The following is a 24127-nucleotide window of genomic DNA, read 5'->3' on the forward strand; positions in this document are numbered from 1 at the left end:
ACATAAAGGTTACTTTATGTTGGTGGGCGCGTCACGTTTAAGGATGAGGTTAGGGATGCGACGGTTTCACATTGAAGCGGCTGTCGTCGTTACATTTTGGTTTACATCAAACAGGGTAGGTTTTTGCGAGTTTGGCAACGACAGTAATGATCTGATCTTGTGCGTGGTCGAGTTCTACTTGCGTGGTGAAACGAGAGAGGGAGAAGCGGACGGAGCCATGGGCGGCAGGTTCGGGGATATTCATGGCCAAGAGGATTGGTGAAGGCTCAAGGGAGCCTGAGGAGCAGGCGGCACCGGCAGAGGCGAAGACACCGCGTTCTGAGAGGGCAAGGAGGATGGCCTCGGCTTCGAGACCAGTGAAGGCGATATTGGCCGTGTTCCAGAGGCGGGGTGCATTTTGGCAGTTAATGAGGGGTTTGATGGTGGTTTCGGCTGTGATGCGGTTGATGATGCTTTGTTCAAAGGTATCGCGCATGTTTTGCAAGGCGGCGATTTTGTCGGTTTCAGTGAGGAAGGTTTGGGCGAGTTGTGCTGCAATGCCGAGGCCGAGGATGGCAGGGGTGTTTTCAGTGCCGCCTCGTTTTTCGCGCTCTTGGGGGCCGCCGAGGATTTGAGGTTCGTATCGGACACCACGGCGGAGCCAGAGTGCGCCGGCACCTTTAGGTCCGTGGAATTTGTGGCCAGCAAGTGTGAGTAGATCGATGCCGAGAGCTTTGGGTGCGACAGGGATTTTGCCGACGGCTTGTGTGGCATCGACATGAAAATAGATCTTGCAGGGGATGGATTGCTCGTCGGCGAAGTCGCGGGCGGATTGGATGGCGGCGGCGAGATCGGCAATGGGTTGGATGGTGCCGGTTTCGTTGTTGGCGAACTGGATGGAGATGAGGATGGTTTGGGGTTGGTCTGTGGGCTGGTTTTGGAGAGTGTGCGTGATGGCGTTTTGGAGAGAAGAAGGATCGATGAGGCCATTTGCGATGGCGGGGAGGCGGACGACGTTGATATTGTGCTTAGCGAGGTTGTCGGCTGGCGCGGCGACAGCAGCGTGTTCGATGTTGGTGGTAATGAGTGTGGGATTGGGGGCGGTGGTAAGCGTGCCAGTGATGGCGAGATTGTTAGATTCGGTGCCGCCGGAGGTGAAGAGGATTTCAGAGGGTTTGGCAGAGAGGAGGGAGGCAAGTTGAGCGCGGGCGAGTTCAATTTTATGGCGGGCCTGTTGGCCGAAACGATGAATGGAAGATGGATTGCCCCAGAGATGTTCGTTGGCATCATTAACCGTAGCGCAGACTTTGGGTGCGGGTTGCGTGGTGGCGTTGTTATCGAGGTAAACAGATTGCATGGGCATATTGTAGCCCAAAACGTGATAGGGTCGGCGTGGACGGATTAGACGGAGGTGGTGGCGGCAAGATCTGTATCGGGCATGGTTTGAAGTGGAATAGTAATTTCGTGATGGAAATCATTGGATTGCGTGTTGATGTGAGCTGCGCCGCCGAGTTCATAGCCGATGAATCCGTTGACGAGTTCTTTGGCAAGGGTGATTTTCTCCATGAGTTCAGGTGGAGCTTGAGGTAGATCGCACTGCTCAATGTGTTGTGTCCATTGGATATGCAATGCGGGCATGTTGTTGAGCTGTGTTTGTTTCCAGGTGATATGAAACGGATTGATTGTTTTGGGATTGGTTTTGACATACTCGGAGATGTTAAAGAGTTCGAGGAGTGCGAGCATGAGCGGCATGATCTGGCGGGGATGAATAAAAATGCTATCGCCTTTAATGATCATGGATACAGGATTGTTGTGGAAGGTTTCAGCTTGCGAAGCAATGTGTTCAAGTACGGATTTGAAGTCAACATCTTCCCAGCCAGCATGCGCGAGGATGTCGTGGACAAAGGTCATCAAGTTGATACGACGCATGATCATGTCGTTGTATTCATCGAGGGTTTGGCTGGTGCGGCGGGTGAGTTTGATGAGTGACATGAGGCCGGCGAGGTTGTTGCGGACACGGTGATTAACTTCCTGTAGGAGTTGGCGATTGCTTTCAGCTGCTTTGCGATAGTGTTCACGTGAATCCCGTAATGCTATTTCAGTTGCTTTGCGCGTGGTGACATCGCGGCAGATACCAACCGTGAAGATATGTTCGCCATTGGTATCGATGATTGGGGTGCTGCGTGAGCGAAGCCAAACGGTGTTGCCTTGCACATTGATGATACGGTAATAGCTGTCTGTTTCTTTTCCATTGAGCATGAGAGAGAGCATTTGTTTATAGGTGTCTTGATCTTCTGGGTGGACCATTTTGAGGATCACCAGGTAGTCACTGTAAAAATCTTTGATGGGTCTACCGAACACTGACTCGAATGCTTGTGAAATGTAGATGCCAGTTTGTGATTTAGCATCGAAGATCCAGAAGATGTCCGCAATGTTATCGATGAGCATCTGGAAGCAGGTTTCAATACTGAAAGGAAGCGGCGACATACCTGATTCGCCTTGAGGATGGTGCGGCGTGGCGTCATCGATATCGAATTGTGTGTTCATAAGATCCCTTGTATGAGTGGATGCGCGGTACACCTCGAGAAGCCGAATGATCGCTAGAAGCATCATGCGTCAAAATACGTGAGGGTAAGAATGGTGGACAATACAAGCGATGCACCGAAAACCCGGCATGACTATCCTACCGAGGTGGAGGCGGTTTGATCATCCTCATTAACCCGTATATGTCGTAACCTGGTCGGGCTGGCCTAGGGGGACAGGCGCGGTATGATACGGGGCTGCAGGCTCGCCACCGCGGATCAGTTCAAGTTTTGTTGGATGCGCGAGATTTTGACTGTTTGTAAACCTTGGTGTGGCCGTACAAGGAAAGAAATTCAGATGGACGCATTTAAGTACGAGAATAGCAAACTGTTGTGTGAAGAGGTTTCAGTGGATCAGATCGCCGATGCGGTGGGATCACCTGTGTATATCTATTCAGCTAAAACTTTTCGAGATCACTTTGCTTCTTTCCAGAAAGCGTTTGCAGATCTTGATCCGATCATCTGTTATTCGATTAAATCTTGTGGCAACCTCGCCATCATCAAGTTACTGTCCGAACTCGGCTGCGGCATGGATACGGTTTCGGGTGGTGAGATCTACCGTGCCCAGCAGGCTGATGCGGACATGTCCAAAGTTGTTTATGCCGGCGTTGGTAAGACAGATGCAGAGATCAAGCTGGGCATCACCAGTGGCATTGGTTGGTTCAATATTGAATCTGAAATGGAGTGCGAAAACATCTCACGTATTGCCAAATCACTTGGCAAGGTGGCGCATGGCGCTCTGCGTGTGAACCCGGATATCTATGATCCAAAGACGCATGACAAAACCACGACGGGTAAAAAAGAAACTAAGTTCGGCGTTGACATCGAACGCGCCAAGCAGTTCTTTCGCACCTATGGCAAGGACGAGCATTGCGTGCTGGATGCGATTCACTTGCATATTGGTTCGCCTATCTATTCGCCGGAGCCTTATGTGATGGCGATCAAGAAAGCGCTTGATTTGATTGCAGAATTGAAGGCTGAGGGGATCGAAGTTAAGACATTGGACATCGGCGGCGGGTACGCAGCTGACTATGAAAGCGGTAAATCGCCGAGCTATCAAACGTATGCGGATGCGATCGTACCTTTGCTGAAAGACACAGGTTTGCAGGTGATTTTGGAGCCGGGTCGCACGATCTCGGGTAATGCCGGAATTTTGGTGTCTGAGGTTCAGTACATCAAGCAAGGTGGCAACAAAAAGTTTGCAATCTTGAATACGGGGATGCATCACATGATCCGCCCAGCGATGTACGAGGCGTTTCATTTTGTCTGGCCGACGCAGGTTGACGCGAAGTTCGAGCCAGCTGAGCGTAAGGAAGTGATGGACATGGATGGGCTTGTGAAGACCGAAGTGGTCGGGCCGATCTGCGAGACGAGCGATACGATTGCGAAGGACCGGATGTTGCCGCCGCTGGAACGCGGTGATCGTGTGGCGATGTTCACGGCCGGTGCTTACGGGATGGTGATGGCGTCGAATTACAACGCAATGCCGCGGCCGGCGGAGGTGCTGGTCGATGGCGATACGGCGACGGTGATTCGGCAACGCGAGACGTATGCGGATGTGGTAGCGCTTGAAGAGTCGCCGATGCCGGTGGATTTAGCTTGATGGCAAATGAGCGAAAACAGATGAATGATTTGAGAGCCCTCGCCGTGCGGTGAGGGCTTTTTTGATGGCGAGAGGCTAGCTGCCGTTGGGTTAGGGGTGCCGGTAAAAATGGGTGAATGGGCAGGGTTGGGATAAAAAATGCTTAACCTAGGTGAAATAAAGGCTTAACTGCATCGTCTTTCTCGTGTGCAGGGCTGATTCCTCTTGCTCAATCACCTGTCCTACGACACAATGGGGGTTCATGGGAGGGACGTGCCCGAATTTTATGGAAGAACTGCCGGGGTTTATCTAGTTCCGACATTTTCTACCTCCTGACCAAGCTGTTAACACAGGAAGCATTATGCCGCACCTTGAAGTGACCATGCCGGATGGCAAGAAGAAGCTGGATTTGCCGAACACGATGGGCTTTAAGCTGACAATTGGTCGGCATCAGTCCAACAGTTTGCCGCTGCCGCACGACCGTGGCGCGTCGCGGTACCACGCTGAGATCGAACGAACCGCTGAAGGTTTTGTGCTTAAGGATTTGGATTCTTCGAACGGAACACTGATCGAGGGGTTCAAGATTGTGAAAGTGCAGTTGCAGGACGGCTGCACGTTTGTTGTGGGTGGGACCCAGTTTGTATTTATTGGAGAAACGGCAGGTGTGGCGGATCGTCCGGGATCTCGGCAGGTTCAGCCGGTCGCGGCGGGATCGGCAAGTTCAGGCGGAGCGGAAGATATGATGGCGGGGTTGGTGATGTCGGACGTAGCCGACGGGGTGCATGAGGATGGTGAAGGCAATTTGTCGATGGGGTTAGATGATCCGTATGCCGAAGAAGCAGATTACGATGAGCCGGATAGTACGCCGACATACAACATTGGTTCGATCGATGCATTGGCAACGGTGGGGCGAGACGTGCCGTTTGATACGAGCCAAATCGCGCTGATCAATGCGCGTGGGCAGGTGGTACACGCCGCAGATTCAGAGAACAATCCGACCGCGGTGACGCTGCGTGTTTTGCGGCTATTGGTGCTGGGTTGCATCCGATCGGGCGCTTCTGACATTCACGTTGAACCGAAGCGGGAAGGATGCTTGGCTAGGTTGCGAATCGATGGTGCAATGGTCGAAGTTTGTCAGCTTGATGAAGATGCGATGAAGCGATTGTTCTCGATGATCAAAGTTCTGTCGGACATTGATATTTCCAAGAAAGCGATTGTGCAGGAAGGCCACTTTTCGACGCGGGTTCCTGGGAGGCGGATTGATTATCGTGTGTCGTTCACGCCGTCGATGTATGGGCAGAAGTTGGTGATTCGTGTGCTTGACCCGGTGAACTCGCCGCAGCAGTTGCGTGATTTGCAGTTGCCGGGCTGGATGTTCAATCGGATCAAGGATGTTGCCAAGCAGAACACGGGTATGGTGCTGATGTGTGGCCCGACGGGCTCGGGTAAAACCACGTCGCTGTATGCAATCTTGCGTGCGATTGATGCCCGGGTACGAAACGTGCTGACGATTGAAGACCCAGTGGAGTATGAATTGCCGGGTGTGACGCAGATCCCGGTCGATGATGATCAGGGGCAGACGTTTAATACGCTGTTGCGTTCGTGTCTGCGGCAGGACCCGGACGTGATCGTAGTCGGCGAAATCCGTGATGCTGAGACAGCGACAACTGCGATGCAGGCGGCAACGACCGGCCACTTGGTATTGTCGACGACCCATGCAAAAGATACGACAGGGACGATCTTCCGGCTGCTTGATTTGGGATGCGAGCCGTATTTGGTGGCGAGTACAATCAATCTGATTTTGGCGCAGCGCTTGGTACGATCGTTATGTCCACATTGTAAAGTGACGAAGAAGGCGACGCCGCAGCAGATTATGAAGATGGGTCGTCAGGTTGAGGGCGTGCCTCCGCTGCACTTGCCCGTGGGTTGTCCGCAGTGCTTCGGCACAGGGTTCAATGGGCGGCGAGGTGTGTATGAATTGCTTGTTGCGTCGGATGATCTACGTGATGTGATCTTGAATAATGCGAACTTGGCTGCGATCAAGAAGGTATTGGAAATGACGATGTTCAAATCGTTGCGAGATGAAGGTTTTGATCTGGTCATAAATGGAGAGACGTCGTGGGATGAGGTGGTGCGTGTGGTGGGGGTTGACTAAGCGCTGATTAGAATGATGTTGAAAAAGGATCACGATCCCTTGCCGAGAGACGAGGGATTTTTATTTTGTTGGTAGGGCGAACGAAAACCGAACTTTTGGGGCAGGAGTGGTGGAATGTTGGTAGAATGTCCGAATGGCCAAGGAGCGAATCATTACAGCATCGGAGGGGGGGACGTCGGAGGAGCGGGCGTTTAATGTATCGCTTCGTCCGCAGCGTTTAACAGAGTACACAGGTCAGCCGAAGCTGACCGAGAAGCTGGATATTACGTTGCAGGCAGTGAAGGCGCGACAGGAACCGATGGAGCATGTGCTTCTGCATGGGCCGCCTGGTTTGGGGAAGACGACGCTAGCGCACATCATTGCGAATGAGATGGAAACGCATCTGACGGTAACAGCTGGTCCTGCACTGACCAAGCCGGGAGATTTGGTGGGGATCTTGACCAAGCTGGGTGAGGGGGATGTACTTTTTGTGGATGAGATCCACCGGTTGCAGATCTCGCTGGAAGAGTATCTGTATTCAGCAATGGAAGATTTTAAGATTGATGTACAGATTGATCAGGGGATGCACGCAAAGACGATTACGTTGCCGGTGAAGCCGTTTACGTTGATTGGTGCGACAACGCGTGCAGGGATGATCTCAGGTCCGATGCGGTCGCGGTTTGGGATCACGCATAATCTGGAATTTTATAGCGAAGCAGATTTACTCAAAATCTTGCAGCGATCGGCGGGGTTGATGGGCGTATTGGATGTTGGCGATTCTAATCATGTGTTAGAAGCACTGGGGGCGATTGCAAGTCGATCGCGTGGGACACCTCGGATTGCGAATCGGTTGTTGCGCAGGGTGCGCGATTTTACACAGGTGAAGGCAGGAGGGACGTTGACACCGGCGGTGGTGGATGCGGCATTGGCACTTGAGGGTGTTGATGGCTTAGGGATTGATGATTTGGACCGGAAGTATATGAATGTGATTGCTGGAGTGTATGAAGGTGGCCCGGTCGGTTTGGAAGCAATCGCAGCAACATTGGGTGAAGATGCGGGAACGTTGGAAGAGGTGGTGGAACCCTATCTTTTGCAGATCGGTTTTTTGGCAAGGACGCGCAAGGGGCGACAACTCACATCTGCTGCAGGTAAGCACTTGGGACTAAAGATCAGTACAGATCAGACACCTGCGGACCTTTTTGACTGATCGCAAGATAGACAAACTGCACATGGATGATTGATATGACTCACGTCTAGGTGCGTGTCCGTTGTGCTGTGGGATAAGGTTGGGGTCTGTCACGTGTGACAAAACAAAAACCTGTATTTTTAGCCGGGTTTGTCGCCAAAAAGAAAGTCATGAATACAATTCATGATCGTTTGCACGGTAACACTAGTTTCGATGAAAGGAGCGTGGATACATGAGCAAGCGTAAATGGATGAAGGACATCTTTGGATCGCTGCAGGATGTTGGTGTGACGAAGATGAGGTATTTTAAAATGCCAATCCCCACATTCCGGGTGAAGCCGCATGAGGAATTGGTGACAGAGCATAAGAAGAACAGCAGGCGACGATTTCTGAAGCCACAATTACTGCATACGCCGTATAAATTTGTAAAGGCGATGCATCACAGGCGGATTAATTCGCGAATGACTGCAGAACGTATCGGACGGCCGCAACGTGCGGAAGTCTGATTAGAGTAGGAGAAAATCCAGTTTTTTGACCCAGGAGCAGGCTGCAACAGCGTATACAACAAATCACAAATGTAGCCTCCAAATCGCAGGCGTCCGTGTGTGAACAGCGGACGTCTGTTTTATTATGTTTGGCAATTAATCATTTGATCATTGATAAGCTCGCCTAAACGTTGAATGGCAGGCTCGACACGATCATCCCAAGTGAGGCCGGTATTTAGGCGTAGACAGTTACGATAAAGCTTCATGCCGGGGCAAAAAATTGGACCGGGGGCAATTGCAATTTTATTTGCCATGGCTTGCTCGTATAGGGCAATGCTGTCAACCATCTTAGGAAGTTCAACCCAGAGTATATGCCCTCCAGTAGGGCGGCTGATACGTGTTTGTGATGGAAAATACTCTGAGATATAGCGGCTGATGAGATGCATTTGCCTTTGGTAAACCTTGCGAAGTTTACGTAGGTGCCTGTCATACCCTTCGCCGTTTAGATAATGTGCTATTGTCATCTGCCCGACGCTTGATGATGCGTGGTTTACAGCGAGTTTGATTTGCTCGATTTGTTGCTGCCATATACCGCCTACCGTCCAGCCAACACGCAAGCCGGGTGCAATGGTTTTGCTATATGAGCTGCAATAGATGACTTGATCGTGTTTGTCGAATGCTTTTGCCGCTTTGGGTCTTGTGTTGTCGAAGGATAAATCGCCATAAATATCATCCTCGATCAGAGGGACATTGTATCGTTTGAGCATCTTGACGAGAGCTTCCTTGCGTGAGCTACTCATGCAGACGCCGAGTGGGTTGCTGAAATTCGAGATAATGAGGACTGCTTGCACACGCTTGTTTTGTAGTGCTTCACCAAGGCCTTTGAAGCTGATCCCATCTCGCGGATGGGTGCCGATTGAGAGTGTTTTGAGGTGAAGGCTTTTTAGTGTCTCAATAAAATCGTAGAAGGTTGGGCATTCGATAGCAACAGTATCGCCGGGTTTTGTTACAGCTTTGAGAGCTAAGTAGACCGATTCAATTGCACCCGAAGTCATGGTGATTTGTTCGGGGCCAACAGAGATTCCTGCATGCATCATACGTTTTGAGATGACGCGTCTGCATTCAATCAATCCTCGTGACGCACTATAGCCGAGTGTGCGGACGGGTTGTTCACGCATGATTTTACCGGTAAGTCTGGCGAGCGTTTGAAACGGCATGAGATCATAGTTAGGGATAGATGCACCAAGCTGCACAATAGATGGATCTTCGATTGCAAAGACTAATTGCATGGGGAGTGTTTGGTCGAGACGGTATGGGCGTTTATATGTCTTTGAAGGTGAAGGCTCGCCGAGTTCAATGACAGGGAGGTCGTTGACATAGTGTCCGGATTGTGGGCGTGCGGTGATGATGCCTTTATCTTCGAGTGTGTGACACGCTTCAACCGCGGTGCTTACGCTGACATTAAACATGTTTCGTATTCTGCGGATAGAAGGGATGCGGTCGCCAGGCAATAGCACGCCTTCTCGTACCATATTCTCAATACGATTGGCTGTTTGCTCATAGAGTGGAACACCACTTTTGCGATCTAGCGGACTTACATGTTTCATGGCTGATCCTTTGATGACTGATCTTATCCACTGTGCTATACGCGCAATAGGTACAGTTGATGGCAATCTGGATCAGTACAGTTTATGTGAACTAAACTGTACTGATAACAATTGTATTCATCTGATTCTGTTCTGGTTAAGGAAAACTCCAGAAAATATGGCTACGCTTTATTGGCGCAGAAAGGATCGTGTGATGAATGAGAAAGGAAGTGGTTTTGCGTTTTTGATGAAGCTGATCTTCAATGGGAAGGCTAAGCAGAAGGATAAGCAGGGGCAAAATGCTGATGAGAAGGGGCATTTGCCAAAGGGATATCTGCCGCCACAAATGCTGCACACACCGGTGAAGCTGATTCGCGCGAAACGTGGTGGAGAATGAATAATAGGTGGTGAATGCTGAAAGAAGTTTGATGGGGTTTTTAGATGGCTAGGGTGTAAATTCTCGGAATGATTGAACCTGACGGGCAGTTATGACGGATATTCTGTATAGCGGGTCATAGAATGGGGCAGGATCATTGATCCGATGATAAGGCAGGGTGGCCGGGACCGTTTTTTGTTGACCCCAGCCAAGGAGTTATCGGGATGAGTACGATCGTGATCAAAATTGATGGCATGATGTGTGAAGGGTGTGCGGGGACGGTACAGGCATCGTTGTCGAAGGTGCGTGGTGTGCGGACTGCGGTGGTAGATTTGGCCGCTAAGGAAGCGAACGTGCAGGTTGAGGATGGGAAGGTCACGCAGTCGGAGTTGGTGGAAGCGGTGCGCGGAGCGGGGTATGAAGCAGTACCTGCGTGAAGCAGTAGTATCGGGGTGGGTTGTGATCAGGTTTGTCATCAGGAGATTTAATGATGCGTAACGTGACGTTTAAAGTGAAGGGTATGCGGTGCGCTTCATGTGTGAATCATGTTGAAAAAAACCTGATGGAACTTAGCGGTGTTGATGATGCGCGTGTCAACTTGGCGATGGAGGAAGCGACTGTCACGTACGATGAGGCCGAGGTCGATTTGGCGGATATGATCAAAGCGGTGAAGGATGCAGGGTACGAGGCAGAATTGCCAACGGAAGAAGGGGAGATTGCGAATCATGACAGCCATTCTTATGGAGGTGGACACGATCATGCAGATGATGAAGCGTATCATTGGCGGGTAAAGCTGGTGGTGGGTGGTGTGTTATCGGTGGCTGTGCTGGTGCTTGCGATGGTGTCAGACACAAATACGTCACGGTGGCTGCAATTGATTTTAGCCACGCCGGTGCAGGTATTTTTGGGTTGGACATTTTATAAAGGTGCGTGGAATGGGCTGAAGCATAAGCGGGCTGATATGGATACGCTGGTGGCGCTTGGAACGAGTGTGGCGTATTTGTATTCAGTGGTGGTGACGCTGGCTGAGGGTTCTGGCGGTACATATTTTGATACGGCGGTGATCATTCTGGTGCTCATTGGCTTAGGAAAGATGATGGAAGCGCGGGCACGTTCGAGTGCAGCCAGCGCGATACGAGGATTGATGGATTTGCAGCCACCAGAAGCAGTGGTGATGCGTGATGGGAATGAAGTGGTGGTGCCGGTGAAGGAAGTGAAGGAAGGGGATGTGCTTGCGGTGAAACCTGGCGGAAAGGTGCCTGTAGATGGAAAAGTGGTGAAAGGGAGTTCGTCGATTGACCAATCAATGGTGACAGGCGAGAGCATGCCGGTGGAAGTGAGCGAGGGGAGCAAAGTGTTTGGTGGGACAGTGAACCAGACAGGCGCGTTCCGTTTTGAGGCGACTGCGACAGGCGGAAAGATGCTATTGTCGCAGGTGGTAGATTTGGTGAAGCAGGCACAGACGAGTAAGGCAAAGGTACAACGGATTGCGGATGAGGTGGCGGGCGTGTTCGTGCCGGTGGTTTTGGTGGTGGCGGCGATCACCTTTTTAGGCTGGGGCTTTTATGGCGCGGGTTGGGTATTCGCGATGGTCGCGATGATTTCAGTGTTGATCGTAGCGTGTCCATGTGCGTTAGGATTGGCCACGCCAACAGCAATCATGGTAGGGACAGGGATCGGCGCGAAGCATGGGATTTTGATTAAAGACGCGGCTGCGTTGGAGCGTGCGGGAAAACTGACGGACATCATCATGGATAAGACCGGGACGTTGACGGAGGGGCGACCGGCGGTGACCGATGTGGTGTGTTTGTTGGGCGAGGCGTGCCAGGATGATGTGCTTAAATACGCAGCAGCTGTGGAAGTGCATTCAGAGCATCCGCTTGGTAAGGCGATCGTAGAAGAAGCACGTCACCGAAGTATTGATGTGCATGAGGCAGCGAATTTTGAATCACTCACGGCTGCTGGTGTGAAAGGGACGATTGAAGGCAAGCAGATTATTGTGGGGCGGATCACCACACTGAAGGAGATGGATGTTGAGGGTGTGGATGAATTGAATACGCAGCGCGATGAGATGCTGGAAGAATCTAAGACAGCGGTGGCTGTAGCGGTGGATGGCAAGGCGCGGGGATTGATCGCATTTGCGGATAAGGTGCGGCCCAGTGCGCCGGGCGTGATCAAGGATTTGCGTAATCTGGGGCTTACGCCGGTGATGATGTCGGGGGACAATCAACAGTCAGCGGATGCAGTGGGCAAACGGCTTGGGATTAAGCAAGTGATTGCGGATGTGCTGCCAGCAGATAAGCAGGCAAAAGTGAAGGAACTCCAGGAAAACAAGCGGATCGTGGCGATGGTGGGTGATGGGATCAATGATGCACCAGCTCTTGCAGCAGCGGATATTGGGATCGCAATTGGCGGGGGGACAGATATTGCTATGGATGCGGGGCATGTGGTTTTAGTGGGGGATGATTTGGAGAATTTGCCGCGAGCGATTCGTTTGAGCCGCGCGACGATGCGGCGGATTTACTACGGGTTAGGTTGGGCTTTTATCTACAACATTATTCTGATTCCCGTAGCAATGGCAGGTGTGCTCAACCCGATGTTTGCGGCAGGTGCGATGGCGTTCAGTTCAGTTAGCGTGGTCAGCAATGCCCTGTTCCTGAAGGCGACGTGGCATCCGGAAAACTAATCTCTCCAACATCTTTGGAAAAAATAAGCCGAGCGATGAGGCTCGGCTGAGTGGTTTGGTTTAAGGTCTAATCAATGGTTAGGCGGTAGTATCATTAATCATCTTCGGGAAGACGTTCGGGGATTGCAGCTGTTTGAGCTTTGCGGTAGGCGATCAGTTTTTCGTTCACTTCAGGTTCGGAAGTGGCGATGATCGCGGCGGCGAAGAGGGCTGCATTGACTGCGCCGTGTGATCCCATGCTCATGGTCCCAACGGGAATGCCTTTGGGCATGTTGCAGGTAGAAAGGAGCGCGTCGAGGCCGCCCATGAGTTTGCCGTCCATCGGAACACCGAGAATAGGCAGGTGGGTGAGCGAAGCCATGACACCAGCAAGGTGTGCGGACATGCCTGCAGCAGCGATGATGACTTTGATGCCGCGGCCAGCAGCGTTTGTCGCAAAGTCATGAGCGCGGTCAGGGGTACGGTGTGCGGAACACACCATCATGTCGTAACCGATGCCGAGTTCGTCAAGAACAGCAGCACACTTTTTCATAGTTGGGCCATCGGAAGCCGAGCCCATCACGATACCAACACGTAGGGGATTTTGATTTGCCATGCGGGGAGTATACACATGCCGCGGCGGGTCGCCAACTGGGTACCGTGATGTGGTGTGTGGCAAAAATGGGGAAAGAGTGGAATTTTCTCACAGCATTGCAGGACGTTTTTGCCTTATTTTATAGGTGCGATGAGGGGAAGCGGGGGGTGTGTTAAGAGAATGGGAGCCCGATTCCGGGAGGGCTCCGGGCAATGTGATGGGAGGATTGATGTCAGTTAGCCGGGGACTGATGTCCGAAGCCGAGGCAAGGAGAGGGGAATTGTGGCGGGATGATTGAGATTCAGCTACCTAGAATCTATCAGCCTAGCTGAGAAAGACCGAAGGTAGCTATATGTATCACGTGTATAAATGGATGTGCAGGACGCAGATGACGGGGTGGGTGATCTTGATCCGGATTATGGTGGGTTGCGTTTTTGTTTCAGAAGGTTTGCAGAAATATCTATTTCCTGAGGCGCTGGGGAGCGGCAGATTTGCGCGAATTGGGATTCCGTCTCCAGAATTTTCAGCTTATTTTACTGGAAGCTTTGAAATAGTCTGTGGAGCTTTGGTTTTGATCGGGTGGATGACGCGGGGTGCGGTGGTCCCGCTTATGGTGATCATGCTTGTTGCAATCGGTTCAACAAAAATTCCGATGCTTGTTGAGAATGGTTTTTGGATGGCGGCACATGAAAGTCGAACCGATTGGGCGATGCTGATGAGTTTACTTTTTATGTTGGTGGTTGGTGCTGGTAGATGGTCAATAGACGGTGTGATGAGATTGGGGAAGTAATATGCGACCAAGTTTGTGAAAATAAAAAGAGCTGGCGTGAGGCCAGCTCTGTGTGGTGTGTATTGTAGTTGTTGTGTGCTTAGGCACGCTTGCGTCGAGCAAGAAGGATGCCGCCAATGCCGAAGAGTGCGAGGCTCGCAGGTTCGGGAACTGCCGCGTAATCGATGGTGATTGATGGACGGAAGTTGATGTTTGAATCGTTGAGCATACCGAGTGCGGCAGGATTGCCAGCCGGTGGGTAGTTGTAGTCGGCATCTTTGATCACTTCGGTTGCGATGATCATGAAGCCGGCATTCTCAGGGTTAGCGATCCATTGCTCGATGAGTTCTGCAGAAAGCTCGATGGTGTAAGTCATGGCGCGGAGAGGATTGCCGTCTGCAACGTTGTCACTTGGTGAGAAGAGATTGTTGGTCGCTTCCCAGACATGTCCACCGCTGCCGTCGTCGATGTATTGGCCGCTTGCATCAGTGGCGCGTTTGTTGAGTTGTGTTGAAACGCCATTGACTTTGGTATCGATGATGTTGAGTGCAGTGTATTCGGAGGATTCCATGCCACCCCAGCCGCCACTGTTGGACCATTCGACGTATGGGCTTGCGTTGTTAGAGCGTTTGTAGGCACCGGTTGTGACGTCAGCATTCCACGGTTGTTCAACGACTTGGTCGGTGAAAGTCCAGCCAGAGTTAGCGGCATTCATCGCGACAACATCGAACATGAAGGCGGGTGATGATGCTTGGCGATCGTAGAGTGTAATGTCGAGTGTGCCGCCAGAGATACTGCTGTAGTTGGCAGCCATGCTTGAGAGGTCGAAGCGCATCATGGGAGCGCGGACTCCGCCGTCAAAGCTGCCCCATTGATCATAGGAAACGTTAGATGTACTGCCAACGGAAGCTTGATTCCAGTCGTCTCCCATGGAAAGCATCCGCCACGTGTTACCGAGAACAATGCCACCATCATTGGTCGTGTCCATTTCGTAAGTCGTGCCAGTGAATGTATTGGTTTCACCGACTTTGAATGTTGCAACATCCGCATTTGCCCATGTGGTTGGTAAACTAATGATTGATACTGTAGCTAATACAAAAAGTGGTTTCATTCTTCTCTCCTTTCAAGACGAGAATCAGGGAACGATTCAGCAACGTTTATGCTCGACTTGAGCATGGGCCGCCCACACTGAATTGCTGGTTATTGTTTAGATGTCTAACCATGAGATAGATCTACAGCTACAGCGCTGTGATTACCATCGCATGTGTGTGATTCAGATTTGAGTTGCGATTCATAATAGTGATGCAACTCAGTAGCCTTTACCTTTTATCTGGGCTGATTGCGATATTGATGCTAGACCCACGGAGATGCTCAAAATGAACTATTTAATTCAGGGCAATGCTCAGACTGGAATCAAATGTAAACCATCTGAAGGGTCAGTCAATCGGCCAAGATTCAGTTTGGCGAAAAAGGCATTTTCTATCGTAAATGGTAAATTGCAGAACGATTGTTTCATATTGTTCCATGCGTTTATGTTGTTGTAAAACAGGAATTTATGTGTTTTGAGCGGTGTTTGGGAGGGTGCGTGGATATGGATAAAATCGACAGTGCAAATGAAAAGATAATGGTAAAAAATTGCGTTTATGCTTTGTGGCTTTAGCTCGCAGAAAGTGTGCGATGCGTGTGGCTAGACCAAGTCAAGCCACGCTTCTGGAAGAACTTCCAGCCAGTATCGACCGTGAAGATTGCGGACGTAAACTTTGCAACCAAAAAGTTCAGTGAGATGCTCGGGGGTGATGATGTCCTTTGGTGGGCCTTGTGCGATGAAGTGGCCATTTTTCATGAGAAAGATGTGAGAGGTTTTGGGTGAGAGTTCCTCGACATGATGAGTAATCATGATAACGGCCGGCGCGTTGGGTTTCGTGAGAATCATTTCGATGGCCATGAGGACTTGTTCGCGTCCGGCAAGATCAAGGCCCGCAGTTGGTTCGTCAAGGATAAGTAATTCTGGGAGATGGACGAGTGCACGGGCAATCAGCGCGCGGCGTTGTTCACCTGTGGAAAGTGTGCCGAAGCAGTGATCAAGACGATGGCCAAGGCCGACATGTTTGAGATTGTCGGTGGCGTGTTGGATTTGTGATTCGGAAGGTGAATCGTATAAGCCAACAGTGGCGAAGTAGCCAGTGCAGACCGCTTGTGTGGTGGTAAGTCTTGCATCGACGACAGCACCAACTGAATGATGAGCAGTGGTGTCGGTCGTGGGATTGACCAAGCCGATACGCTTGCGGAGGTTAGGGATGTGTGTTTGTCCAATGGTTTCGCCGAGGACGTGGAGGTTGCCGGAGGTTGGGAACATCTGCCCCATGATAGCGCGGGCGAAGGTGGTCTTGCCGCAGCCGTTGGGGCCGAGGATGGCTGACACTTCGCCACGATTGATTTTGAAGTTGAGGTTGCTCAGGATATTGGTGCCATTGCGGACGAGGTGCAAGTTTTCCGCGTGTACGGCTATATGTGAGTTAGGATGTTGGGATGGCGCCCTGTTCATGCCGATATTCTAGTAGATATGCTGGATGGTGGGATCAGAGACATCGTAAAGCAGGAAATCCCTGTAAAATCAAGATATGAGGAACATGGTGAACGAAAAGAGAGCGATACAGCGATTGGTTGAGGTGACTAATATTCCGACAGCTGCGGGTTTAGAAGCTGAAGTGATGCGATATGTGCTGCGATGGGCGGATAAGCTTGATGGTGTCGCGGTGCGGCATGACGAATATGGGAATCTACTGATTTCAAAGAAGGGGGCTGGTCGCAGGTCAGGCAAACCGATTTTATTGACAGCCCATCTGGATCATCCAGCTTTTGTAGTGCAGGAAGTTTTAGAAGATGGGTGGGCAGTGTGGGCAGATTTCCGTGGCGGGGTTAGAGATGAATTTTTTGTTGGATCAAAAGTGAGATTGCATGGTGGAGTGGGTCGGTTTGATAATGAGCCGACTGCGCGTGGTTGGTTGAAGCGAGTGATGGATAGTGGGCGTCGCGATGACGAAAGGAGGCGGAAGCCGGTAGGAGAGATCGAAGAATTGATGGCGGTGGATGCAAAGCAAGGGCGTTTAGATAAACGGTGTTTAATTCGGTTTGGTAGAAAGAGTGGCGTGTGTGTGGGGGATATGTTGACGTGGGCGGTATCAGGATCGAAAGTGGTGGGCAAACGGCTTAAAGCACCGGTGTGTGATGATCTTGCGGCAGTGGCAGCGGCGATGGTGGCGTTTGAAGCTATATATATAGGTAGAAAAGGAAAGGGGAATGTGGGGGTAGATGTTCGGCTACTGTTTACAAGGTGCGAAGAGGTTGGATTTATTGGCGCAATGGGCGCTTGCCGGTCTGGATTAATCCCGCAAGGTGCGCATTTGGTTGTATTGGAGAACAGCAAATCATTTGTGGGGGATTCGCCGATTGGGGGCGGGCCGATTATTCGAGTTGGCGATCGGATCTCAACGTTCAATCACGAATTGAATCACCGGATCACACAGATTGCGGAAGAGCTAAGAAAAGATCAAAAGGGTTTTGCGTATCAGCGGAAGCTCATGCCGGGCGGCGCGTGCGAGTCGACGGCTTACCAGGCGTTTGGATATCAAACGACGTGCTTGTGCTTGCCGCTGGGGAACTATCACAACATGAACGAAGAAACGAATCGGATTGATCGTGAAGTAATCAGCACGGTGGACTATTTGAACCTGATTGCATTGCTCGTAGCGGTTGGGAAAGGCCTAAATTCAGTAAGTAAAGATGGCGAAGGGTCGTTGCAGGAGCGGCTTGATAAACTCTTCATCTCTCGGGTGAGATTGCTAAAAAAACAGTGAACAAGGTTCGTTGGGTTTGTGGCCCGAGGCGCAGGTTCTGCGCCTGAGGTGGTGTGTCATGCGCAAAAGCTGTGTTGTTGTTGTGGACGATTTTTGTTGGTGTGTACTGCCTAGGCATGGGGGTTTTCGTATATTTGCCGCTCTTTGCATGGTTTATTTGCGTGATCGTGGTGCTGTAGCTTGCATGACTGAATGTTCTGGCACGCTTCTTGCGTAGTGAGGGGTACGGTTTTGGTGCATGAGTGTGCGCCATTTGTACTCGAAAGAGGATTGAGTCAGACAGGTTTGATGATGAACGGGTCCAACACTTCCACATCCAAAGCGCCTTTGCTGCAATTGCTGCGTCAGGTGAATGACTCCACTGCGGATCGCCCGAAAGCGATCGGTCAGGGGATTGTTCGTTTGGCGACGCTGGCCGCTGCGGCGCACCGGTTTGAAGCTGCTGAGTGCCACAAATCAACTGCCTCTGAGTGTGATGAATAATCGCACGGCTTGATCTTCTGCGAATGCGTCTAACACGCGCTTAGCAGGACAGCAGACGATGAACTACGGCTTGTATCTTTCAGCATCTGGCGTTTTGACGAACATGTATCGTCAAGATGTCTTTGCCAATAACTTGGCGAACGCGGATACAGCTGGGTTCAAGCCGGATTTTGCTGATCTGATGCAGCGCGCACCGGAAGCTACTGAAAAGAATCTTTCGTTTGATGTGTCGCAGCAATTGCTGGATCGCTTGGGTGGCGGGGTGCTTGCTGCGGCGGGTCGTACCTCATTTAAGCAAGGTGCACTGAAACATACGGGGATCAATACAGATATTGGTTTGTCTCAGCCCAAGCAGTTCTTGGCGGTTGAAGATCAAGAGAACGGTGCGGATGTTGTGCGGCTGACGCGCGACGGACGTATCTCAATGAACTCTGAAGGATACTTAGTTTTGCCGAATGGTAAGCGAGTCTTGGATCAGAGTGATAAACCGATTTTGGTGGAGCGAGCGCGACCGTTTTTTATCTCACCGGCGGGTGAAGTGATGCAGGATGGGCAAGCGATTACAAAACTTCAGGTTGCGAAGGTTGAGAATACGGACGTACTGGTAAAACGTGGTAGTGGTTTGTTTGCGATCGATGATCTGAATCAGCGTGAAGTGCTTGAGAATGTTTTGGTAAAGCCTGGCTTCATTGAGAATAGTGCTGTTGATCCGATCACGTCGTTGATGAACATGATCAATGCGACCAAAGCTGCAACAGGCAACGCCAAAATGATTCAGTATCACGATACATTTATGGATCGAGCGGTGAATACGCTCGGCAGAGTGACGGCATAAATAACCAGCCTAAAGGCTGATTAGATAGGAATCAGGAAACAATTATGGCCATACTCGCCTTACATTCCGCATCATCAGGATTGAGTTCACTTTCAACGAAGCTTGATGTTGTTGCCAATAACCTTGCCAATATGAACACTGGCGGGTTTAAGGCGTCGCGCGTGAACTTTGAAGATTTGCTTTATCAGCAGAAGGCGCAGCCGGGCGTTGAGAATGCTGCAGGCACCACGCGACCCCATGGTATTCAGGTTGGTTTGGGAACACGGGTTTCAGGCACACAAATCGACTTTACCAAAGGTCAGCCAACGGCAGATACCGGGAAATTTGCAGTGGCGATTGATGGTGAAGGGTTTTTCCGTGTGAAGATTGTTGATGGCCTTTCACGGGATGGCTTTGGCTACACACGCTCGGGTAATTTTGTGCTGAATTCAGAACGTGAACTGGTTTTGGGCACATCGGAAGGACCACGTCTTGAACCTCCGGTTCAAGTACCGGATGAATATGATTCGGTTGAGATCAAGCCGACAGGTCAGGTCGTGTTCCGTAATCAGAATGGTGTTGAAGTTGGGTCCGCAGAGATTCAGATGTTCCAGTTTCCTAATGCATCTGGTGTGAAACAGATTGGCGGAAACATTTACGTTGAAACAGATGCCTCTGGTGCGACCTTTGAAGGTACACCGGGTGAAGGGTCGTTTGGCAAATTGCTTCACGGCTTCTTGGAGGGATCAAACGTGAATCCAACCAACGAATTGATTGATTTGATTACCACGCAACGTGCGTTTGAACTGAACAGCCAGACTATTCAGGCTGCGGATGAGACGTTGCAAGTGATTAGTAACTTGAGGCGATAACACTCATCTGAGCATGGAGGCTCAGCGGGTCTAATCGTGGGTTAGAAGTTCCAGAGGTACGGTTTAGGAGAAGAAAGAGAAGGGGCCGAGTTGTTTGAGCCTTCGAAAGAGGAGGAGGGGAGAAAGGCATTCGTTGCCATAGCAGGATGCAAGCATGGGACAAGGAGGTCCCAGGGGGCAAAGTCAGGATGATGAACATGACAGATAGATTGCGCAGAAAAATATGGATGTTTTGGATCGTGCTCTTGTTTTGCAGCTTCGGTAAAGTTGCGATGGGAGATACGATACGTCTGCATGATCAGATTGGCGTGACTGGTAACACGGTGACACTCGGTGAAGTAGCGGAACTGAGTGGCCGCGATGCGATCATGTTCGCAGATGTTGTAGTTGGGGCATTTGGTGAAACCCAGAGTAAGCTTGATGTGCAAATGGATGATTTGCGGCTACTGCTGCGTGAGAAGGGGATTAACCTCGCGCGGATCGATATTAAAGGGTATGACCGTTGTGTGGTACACCGCATGAAACCAACTCGGGAGGAGGAATCGCAGAATGAGCCAGTATTTGCAAACACCGACGTGCAGGTCGATGTGAAAGTTGATACGACACTTCGTGGTTTGCTGATACGGAAGCTTGCGAGCGAGATTAAAACAGAGCTTGATGACGTGCGGGTGGTCTTCCAAAAACGCGATCTGAATTTTCTTGCTACAAGCACAATGGGCAAGAAGTATGACATTGATTTTTCATCGCGCAATCGCATTGGTCGTGTATCGATGATTGTGCGTGAGATTACGGGCAACAAAATTACTTCTAAGCAGCATGTGGCCGCGATGGTATCAAAGCGTGTGGTTGGTTTAGCGATCAAAAGTATGATCCGTGGGGGTGAGACGGTGCGAAGTGATCAGGTGGAGCGAAAAGAAGTTTGGTCGATGCGACGTATAGATGAGCCGATTGCTTCGATGATGTTGATTGAGGGGCAGGTCGCCGGACGGACGCTTGTGAAGGATACGCTTATTTATCCGGATGATTTGCGTAAGCCGCGGCTTATTAAACGCGGTGAGATCATTTCTGTCTACAGCATTGTTTCCAATGTGGTTGTGCAGCTTACCGCACGTGCCAATGAAGACGGTGCGATGGATGATGTGATCACGCTACGTAATATCCGTACGAATCAAGAGATCTACGCCACAGTTGTTGGGCGAGGTGAAGCGACTGTGTATCAGGCTAAAACAGATGTTGGAGTGGAACAAGCTAAGCAAGCACAAGTCGAAGCGGTTGATCGGGAGGCGCGTTCATGAAGAAGATGCGCTGGATTATTTTTGTTTTGATTGCTTGCATGGCAGGGGTGGCATATGGCCAGTCTTCGTCACTGTATATGCAGGAATCTGATGAGCTCACTGTGAAACGACCATATTTCCGTGATCCAAGTGGAGTGGTACGTAAGCTGTCACCATCTATTGCACGGAGCAGTTTTATCGCTGTGGAGTTACCAGAGATGCGCCAGTTTGCGAAGCATGACCTGGTGACAATCATCATTCAGGAATCGGCCAGCGCTGATTTTTCGTCATCGCTTGAAACAAACAAAGAAGTAAAGGTCAATGGATCGATCACAGATTTTCCAAGATTTGATTTGGCAAAATTGATTCAATTTCAGTTGCAGCCAAATAATATCACTAATCCAGTGAAAGTTGGTGTGGATTTCAAGAATGAGTTCACGGGCGATGGGGATCTGTCCCGCACGGAAAAGTTAACGGGCCGTATTCAGGCAAGAATCATCGATGTAAAGCCGAACGGCACGCTTGTGTTAGAAGCTCGCAAGTACACTCAGGTCGATAAGGAATCGGTCACGATGATTTTGACCGGTACGTGTCGCGCTGAGGATATTACTGCTGCGAATACGATCCTGTCTTACCAGCTCGAAGGGTTGCATCTTGTAAAGCAGCATGAGGGTGAGTTGGCTAAGTCTGCTAAGAAGGGCATCTTGACCAAAGTAGTGGAGTTTCTGTTTAACTTCTAGTCATGTGTGAAGTGTGATTGGATTGTGAATAGTAAAGCAAGGAAGCTTATGAAAGTTAAACAGTCAATACAGTTCTTGATGCTCGTTGCAGCCATGTTTGTTGCTGTCGGGCATACGATGACTCATGCGGTTCAGATTCAAGATATCGTTCGGCTTAAAGGTTCTGAATCGACCAAACTAGTTGGGTACGGTCTTGTGGTAGGCCTTAACGGTACGGGCGATGGCGGGAAGTTTAACCCAACAGCTAGAGCGTTGGCGCAACAGATTGCACATTTGTCTGATGAAACCGTTTCTGCTGCGGAACTCGTTGCTTCAAAGAACACCGCGATTGTTTCAATCTCAGCGATGATCCCGCGCACTGGCGTGCGTGAAGGCGACATGATTGATGTACACGTGGCTTCGGTGGGTCCGGCAAAATCATTGGCTGGTGGTCGTCTTTCGTTTTCGCAGTTGATCGTGCCAAAGCCATATGGTGATGTGTTTGCAGTGGCAGAAGGCGCAATCCGCGTGAATGAATCATCACCAACAACGGGTATTGTTCATAGCGGCGCGCAGTTAACTGGCAATGTAATGACGCGCTACCTTGATGAATTTGGCCAAATGACGCTTGTAGTGAATGATCAGCATGCCGGATGGCAAGTCGCCAATATGCTTGCAAGCACGATTAATCAGACGATCTCTCCGGATGGGCCAAAGGTTGCCAAAGCGATCAATGAAAAGAACGTTGTGATCCTCGTGCCGGAGTATGTTCGAGAGAATCCATCACAGTTCATCTCAGATATTTTGGTGACGTATGTTGATCCGGTATTTGTGAAGTCGGGTTCGCGCGTGCGGATCAATATGGACTCACAGACGATCGTGATTGATGGAAATGTACAGTTCTCGCCAGCAGGTGTGATTCAAAAGGGTTTGACCATTACGACGATCGAGCCGGAACCTGTGCCGTCGAAATTTAATCCGATCACAAAAACACGTGACGTAGCCGCGATTGATCCTGATAAGCGGGGCGGAGCGAGATTGGCATCATTGCTGGAAGCATTCGAGCAGTTGAAGATTTCTGCGAAGGACAAAATCGAGATCATCCGCATGATGCATGCAAATGGCAATATCCATGCACAACTGATCATTGAGTAATCATCATGATAGATTCATTAGCAACCAACTTATCAGCCTTTGAAACGGCGTCGTTCAACGTGGATGCTTCGGCAGGATTGTTGGGTCGTGATGAAGCAGGCGATCGTCATGATTTTGTAAAGCGATTGGCTGCCGCGCAGGGTGGTGTGACGGTTGCAGATAAAGAAGAAGATAAGCAAGCAGAACTTGAGCAGAAAGTACGTCAAGCAGCGGAGCAATTGGTTGCTTCTGCTTTTGTCACGCCCATGCTCAAGCAGATGCGCAGCGATCCGTTCAAAACAGAATTGTTTCACGGTGGGCGTGGTGAAGACATCTTCATGCAGCAGTGGGACACGCAGGTGGCGGACCACATGGTGAAGCGTCAAGGTTTTGACATGGTGGATGCGGTGTACAACCAGATTATACAGACGATTGATACGAAGCAGTCAGGTGTAGATGCGGAATCATTTGCACGTGCAGGTATGAAGCAAGAAGGGATTGATCTCCATGCTTGATCAAAGAGCATTTGAAATCAGTATGGCCAGTCTGGAAAAGCTTTTGGTTGAGCAGCTTGGGCTCCATGAGGAACTGCTGACACTGATGCAGGATAAGCGGCGTGCGATCAAGAGCGGCAATCCAACGCAGCTCACCATGATCTGCCAGCTTGAGCATGAAAAGGTTCAGCTCATCAGTGAGATGGAAAAGCAGCGATTGGAATTGATCGGTCGAATGACACAAATGATCGAGCCCAATGCCACTAAACCGAAACGACTGGTCGAGCTGGCTGCAATCATGCCGCAAGAGCAACGGGACCGCGTGGTGCTGCTTCGTGAACAGTTGCGTGGCAAGATGAAAGCAGTGCAGCAGGAAGCATCCGTGGCACGCCGAGCGACCGAATCGTTGGTGAAGCATATGCAGTCACTGATTCAAACTGTAACCGCGGTTTCGACCGGGATCTCGGTTTATGGCAGCAAGGGCAGTATCAATACCGAACGCGCGCGCATTAGCACGCTTAATATGACGGCGTAAAAGAGGC

The 24127-nt window shown here is 50.5% G+C and carries 23 protein-coding genes; 17 read left to right on the top strand and 6 right to left on the bottom strand.

Annotation, left to right across the window (positions count from 1 at the left end; translation table 11 throughout):
* Positions 1 to 106: 106 nt before the first annotated feature.
* Both ACQ6WK_RS02005 and ACQ6WK_RS02010 read right to left on the bottom strand, forming a co-directional pair.
* Positions 107 to 1342, bottom strand: coding sequence for a cysteine desulfurase family protein (locus ACQ6WK_RS02005; RefSeq protein WP_432799071.1), 1236 nt, complete (start codon positions 1340 to 1342; stop codon positions 107 to 109).
* Positions 1343 to 1380: 38 nt separating this feature from the next.
* Positions 1381 to 2526 (bottom strand): PAS domain-containing protein, encoded by a 1146-nt coding sequence (locus ACQ6WK_RS02010; protein WP_432799072.1) that lies wholly within the window; start codon positions 2524 to 2526, stop codon positions 1381 to 1383.
* A 333-nt stretch (positions 2527 to 2859) separates the two neighbouring features.
* Between ACQ6WK_RS02010 and lysA the strand changes: the two genes are divergently transcribed.
* From lysA to ACQ6WK_RS02030, 4 genes are all read left to right on the top strand, one after another.
* A complete protein-coding gene (gene lysA, locus ACQ6WK_RS02015) occupies positions 2860 to 4164 on the top strand; it encodes a diaminopimelate decarboxylase (RefSeq protein WP_432799073.1) in 1305 nt (434 codons plus the stop codon).
* A gap of 340 nt (positions 4165 to 4504) precedes the next feature.
* Positions 4505 to 6298, top strand: coding sequence for an ATPase, T2SS/T4P/T4SS family (locus tag ACQ6WK_RS02020; protein WP_432799074.1), 1794 nt, complete (start codon positions 4505 to 4507; stop codon positions 6296 to 6298).
* 133 nt (positions 6299 to 6431) lie between these two features.
* Positions 6432 to 7484: a Holliday junction branch migration DNA helicase RuvB gene (gene ruvB / locus ACQ6WK_RS02025; RefSeq protein ID WP_432799075.1), complete on the top strand. Its 1053-nt coding sequence runs from the start codon at positions 6432 to 6434 to the stop codon at positions 7482 to 7484.
* A gap of 211 nt (positions 7485 to 7695) precedes the next feature.
* Positions 7696 to 7968 carry a hypothetical protein gene (locus tag ACQ6WK_RS02030; protein ID WP_432799076.1) on the top strand — a complete coding sequence of 91 codons (273 nt, stop codon included), beginning with the start codon at positions 7696 to 7698 and terminating at the stop codon, positions 7966 to 7968.
* 122 nt (positions 7969 to 8090) lie between these two features.
* Here ACQ6WK_RS02030 and ACQ6WK_RS02035 read toward each other — a convergent pair whose 3' ends face one another.
* Complete coding sequence (locus ACQ6WK_RS02035) at positions 8091 to 9554, bottom strand: PLP-dependent aminotransferase family protein (protein ID WP_432799077.1); 1464 nt, start codon at positions 9552 to 9554, stop codon at positions 8091 to 8093.
* A gap of 193 nt (positions 9555 to 9747) precedes the next feature.
* On the opposite strand from ACQ6WK_RS02035, the gene ACQ6WK_RS02040 reads away from it, so the two are divergent.
* The 3 genes from ACQ6WK_RS02040 to ACQ6WK_RS02050 all read left to right on the top strand — a co-directional run bounded on the left by ACQ6WK_RS02040 (position 9748) and on the right by ACQ6WK_RS02050 (position 12595).
* On the top strand, positions 9748 to 9930 hold the full coding sequence (locus ACQ6WK_RS02040; RefSeq protein WP_432799078.1) for a hypothetical protein: 183 nt from the start codon (positions 9748 to 9750) through the stop codon (positions 9928 to 9930).
* 203 nt (positions 9931 to 10133) lie between these two features.
* Positions 10134 to 10346 (top strand): heavy-metal-associated domain-containing protein, encoded by a 213-nt coding sequence (locus ACQ6WK_RS02045; RefSeq protein WP_432799079.1) that lies wholly within the window; start codon positions 10134 to 10136, stop codon positions 10344 to 10346.
* Positions 10347 to 10399: 53 nt separating this feature from the next.
* Positions 10400 to 12595, top strand: coding sequence for a heavy metal translocating P-type ATPase (locus ACQ6WK_RS02050; protein ID WP_432799080.1), 2196 nt, complete (start codon positions 10400 to 10402; stop codon positions 12593 to 12595).
* Between the two features lie 94 nt (positions 12596 to 12689).
* Here the strand turns inward: ACQ6WK_RS02050 and purE are convergent, their stop codons facing one another.
* Positions 12690 to 13190: a 5-(carboxyamino)imidazole ribonucleotide mutase gene (gene purE, locus ACQ6WK_RS02055; protein ID WP_432799081.1), complete on the bottom strand. Its 501-nt coding sequence runs from the start codon at positions 13188 to 13190 to the stop codon at positions 12690 to 12692.
* 367 nt (positions 13191 to 13557) lie between these two features.
* Between purE and ACQ6WK_RS02060 the strand changes: the two genes are divergently transcribed.
* A complete protein-coding gene (locus ACQ6WK_RS02060; protein ID WP_432800364.1) occupies positions 13558 to 13959 on the top strand; it encodes a DoxX family protein in 402 nt (133 codons plus the stop codon).
* Between the two features lie 79 nt (positions 13960 to 14038).
* Here ACQ6WK_RS02060 and ACQ6WK_RS02065 read toward each other — a convergent pair whose 3' ends face one another.
* Together ACQ6WK_RS02065 and ACQ6WK_RS02070 are read right to left on the bottom strand one after the other, a co-directional pair.
* A complete protein-coding gene (locus ACQ6WK_RS02065) occupies positions 14039 to 15049 on the bottom strand; it encodes a PEP-CTERM sorting domain-containing protein (protein WP_432799082.1) in 1011 nt (336 codons plus the stop codon).
* Positions 15050 to 15625: 576 nt separating this feature from the next.
* Positions 15626 to 16483 carry an ABC transporter ATP-binding protein gene (locus ACQ6WK_RS02070; RefSeq protein WP_432799083.1) on the bottom strand — a complete coding sequence of 286 codons (858 nt, stop codon included), beginning with the start codon at positions 16481 to 16483 and terminating at the stop codon, positions 15626 to 15628.
* 88 nt (positions 16484 to 16571) lie between these two features.
* On the opposite strand from ACQ6WK_RS02070, the gene ACQ6WK_RS02075 reads away from it, so the two are divergent.
* The 9 genes from ACQ6WK_RS02075 (at position 16572) to ACQ6WK_RS02115 (ending at position 24120) form a co-directional block, all read left to right on the top strand.
* Complete coding sequence (locus tag ACQ6WK_RS02075; protein ID WP_432799084.1) at positions 16572 to 17795, top strand: hypothetical protein; 1224 nt, start codon at positions 16572 to 16574, stop codon at positions 17793 to 17795.
* A 231-nt stretch (positions 17796 to 18026) separates the two neighbouring features.
* Positions 18027 to 18278, top strand: a complete 252-nt coding sequence (locus ACQ6WK_RS02080) for a hypothetical protein (RefSeq protein WP_432799085.1) — start codon at positions 18027 to 18029, stop codon at positions 18276 to 18278.
* Between the two features lie 58 nt (positions 18279 to 18336).
* Complete coding sequence (locus tag ACQ6WK_RS02085; RefSeq protein WP_432799086.1) at positions 18337 to 19113, top strand: flagellar hook-basal body protein; 777 nt, start codon at positions 18337 to 18339, stop codon at positions 19111 to 19113.
* A gap of 44 nt (positions 19114 to 19157) precedes the next feature.
* Positions 19158 to 19964, top strand: coding sequence for a flagellar basal-body rod protein FlgG (gene flgG, locus ACQ6WK_RS02090; protein ID WP_432799087.1), 807 nt, complete (start codon positions 19158 to 19160; stop codon positions 19962 to 19964).
* A 197-nt stretch (positions 19965 to 20161) separates the two neighbouring features.
* Positions 20162 to 21259, top strand: coding sequence for a flagellar basal body P-ring formation chaperone FlgA (gene flgA / locus ACQ6WK_RS02095; RefSeq protein ID WP_432799088.1), 1098 nt, complete (start codon positions 20162 to 20164; stop codon positions 21257 to 21259).
* Positions 21256 to 21978 (top strand): flagellar basal body L-ring protein FlgH, encoded by a 723-nt coding sequence (locus tag ACQ6WK_RS02100; protein WP_432799089.1) that lies wholly within the window; start codon positions 21256 to 21258, stop codon positions 21976 to 21978. Before flgA ends, ACQ6WK_RS02100 begins: the two co-directional genes overlap by 4 nt.
* A gap of 48 nt (positions 21979 to 22026) precedes the next feature.
* Positions 22027 to 23112 carry a flagellar basal body P-ring protein FlgI gene (locus ACQ6WK_RS02105; RefSeq protein WP_432799090.1) on the top strand — a complete coding sequence of 362 codons (1086 nt, stop codon included), beginning with the start codon at positions 22027 to 22029 and terminating at the stop codon, positions 23110 to 23112.
* Between the two features lie 5 nt (positions 23113 to 23117).
* Positions 23118 to 23606: a rod-binding protein gene (locus ACQ6WK_RS02110; protein ID WP_432799091.1), complete on the top strand. Its 489-nt coding sequence runs from the start codon at positions 23118 to 23120 to the stop codon at positions 23604 to 23606.
* On the top strand, positions 23599 to 24120 hold the full coding sequence (locus tag ACQ6WK_RS02115; RefSeq protein WP_432799092.1) for a flagellar protein FlgN: 522 nt from the start codon (positions 23599 to 23601) through the stop codon (positions 24118 to 24120). Before ACQ6WK_RS02110 ends, ACQ6WK_RS02115 begins: the two co-directional genes overlap by 8 nt.
* The last annotated feature ends 7 nt before the right edge of the window (positions 24121 to 24127 follow it).

The organism is Poriferisphaera sp. WC338 (assembly GCF_050931845.1).
Taxonomy (GTDB): Bacteria; Planctomycetota; Phycisphaerae; order Phycisphaerales; family Phycisphaeraceae; genus Poriferisphaera.